3 protein-coding genes are annotated in these 1,402 nt (G+C 70.5%); all 3 read left to right on the top strand.

What is annotated here, in order from left to right; genetic code table 11:
- Positions 1–200 (top strand): hypothetical protein (locus FDZ70_10695; GenBank protein ID TLM65979.1); only part of this gene is annotated, 200 nt, incomplete at its 5' end.
- A gap of 94 nt (positions 201–294) precedes the next feature.
- Positions 295–729: a zinc ribbon domain-containing protein gene (locus FDZ70_10690; GenBank protein TLM65978.1), complete on the top strand. Its 435-nt coding sequence runs from the start codon at positions 295–297 to the stop codon at positions 727–729.
- 83 nt (positions 730–812) lie between these two features.
- Positions 813–1,402 (top strand): TGS domain-containing protein (locus tag FDZ70_10685; GenBank protein ID TLM65977.1); only part of this gene is annotated, 590 nt, incomplete at its 3' end.

Raw genomic sequence — 1,402 nt, 5'->3', positions numbered from 1 at the left:
CGGCAGACGGGCTCGCGGACGTCGTCGAGCGCGTCACCGGCGCCCGTCCACCCGCTCGCGCGGGCATCGCGGACGCGCTCGACGCCGCCCGCGACGCCGGCGGTACCGCCGGCGTGCTCGCGACGGGCAGCCTGACGGTCGCCGCCGAGGTGCGCACCGCGCTCGCGGAGGCCGCTGCCGACACCGAGCCGTCACCCTGACGCACCCCTGCGTACGCACGCCGTTCTGCTAGAATCGCGCGGGAGCACGCCCGCCGGGCGCGCTCGTCCGCACCGCGCACGCGAAAGGGAACAGATGGCCGACGTCTTCGCGCCGATCCTGAACAGCCCCGAGTTCACGCTGGCCAAGCAGCTGTGCTTCCTCTTCTACTTCGTGTTCAGCGTCGCGCTGATCTTCTGGACGTGGCGTGACGCGAGCAAGCGCGGAGCGATGGCGTGGTTCTGGGCACTGGTCGCGCTCTTCTTCAACGTCGCCGGCTGGGCCATCTACCTCATCGTGCGTCCGCCCGAGTACGCCGCCGACGTGCGCGAGCGCGAGCTGGAGATCCAGGCCAAGGAGGCCTCGCTCCAGCGCGAGGTCGAGACCTGCCCGGCGTGTCTCAAGCCGGTCGAGAAGGACTACCTGATCTGCCCGTCGTGCATGAAGAAGCTGCGCAAGCAGTGCACCGAATGCGGCCGCGCCCTCAAGCTCGACTGGGGCGTGTGCCCGTACTGCAAGACGAAGCAGTAGCCCACCCGGCGGACAGCCGGCTGCAACCGCAACGCCCGCCCCGCCGTGTGCGGGGCGGCTCCATCTGGTGAGGAGTTCCACAGATGCCCGACATCTCGGTCAAGCTGCCCGACGGGTCCGCCCTCGCCGTGCCCGAGGGCTCCACCGTCCTCGACGTGGCCGCCGCCATCGGGCCGCGCCTCGCGCAGGCCGCCATCGTCGGCACGATCGACGGCGCCTTCGCCGACCTCGGCACGGTCGTGCCTGACGGCGCCTCGGTCGCGATCGTCACCGAGCGCTCGCCCGAGGCGCTCGAGGTGCTGCGCCACTCGGCCGCCCACGTGATGGCCGAGGCCGTGAAGCAGCTGTTCCCGCTGGCGAAGTTCGGCATCGGCCCGTCGATCGAGGACGGCTTCTACTACGACTTCGAGATCGGCCGGGCCTTCACGCCCGAGGACCTCGAGGCCATCGAGGAGCGCATGCGCCAGATCATCGCGGAGTCGCTCCCGTTCACGCGCGCTGAGCTCGACCGGCTCGAGGCACACGACGCGTTCGAGGAGCAGCCGTACAAGCAGGAGCTCATCGCCGAGCTTCCCGAGGGCGAGACCATCTCGACCTACACGCAAGGCGACTTCACCGACCTGTGCCGCGGCCCGCACGTGCCCGACACGAGCTGGATCAAGGCGTTCAAGCT

The sequence above is a fragment of the Actinomycetota bacterium genome (assembly GCA_005774595.1).
GTDB lineage: Bacteria > Actinomycetota > Coriobacteriia > Anaerosomatales > D1FN1-002 > D1FN1-002.
This window is presented reverse-complemented; position numbering and strand designations above follow the sequence as displayed.

Coding starts and splice junctions, on each gene's coding strand:
- FDZ70_10690 (TLM65978.1), top strand. CDS start 295: ATGGCCGACGTCTTCGCGCCGATCCTGAACAGCCCCGAGTTCACGCTG.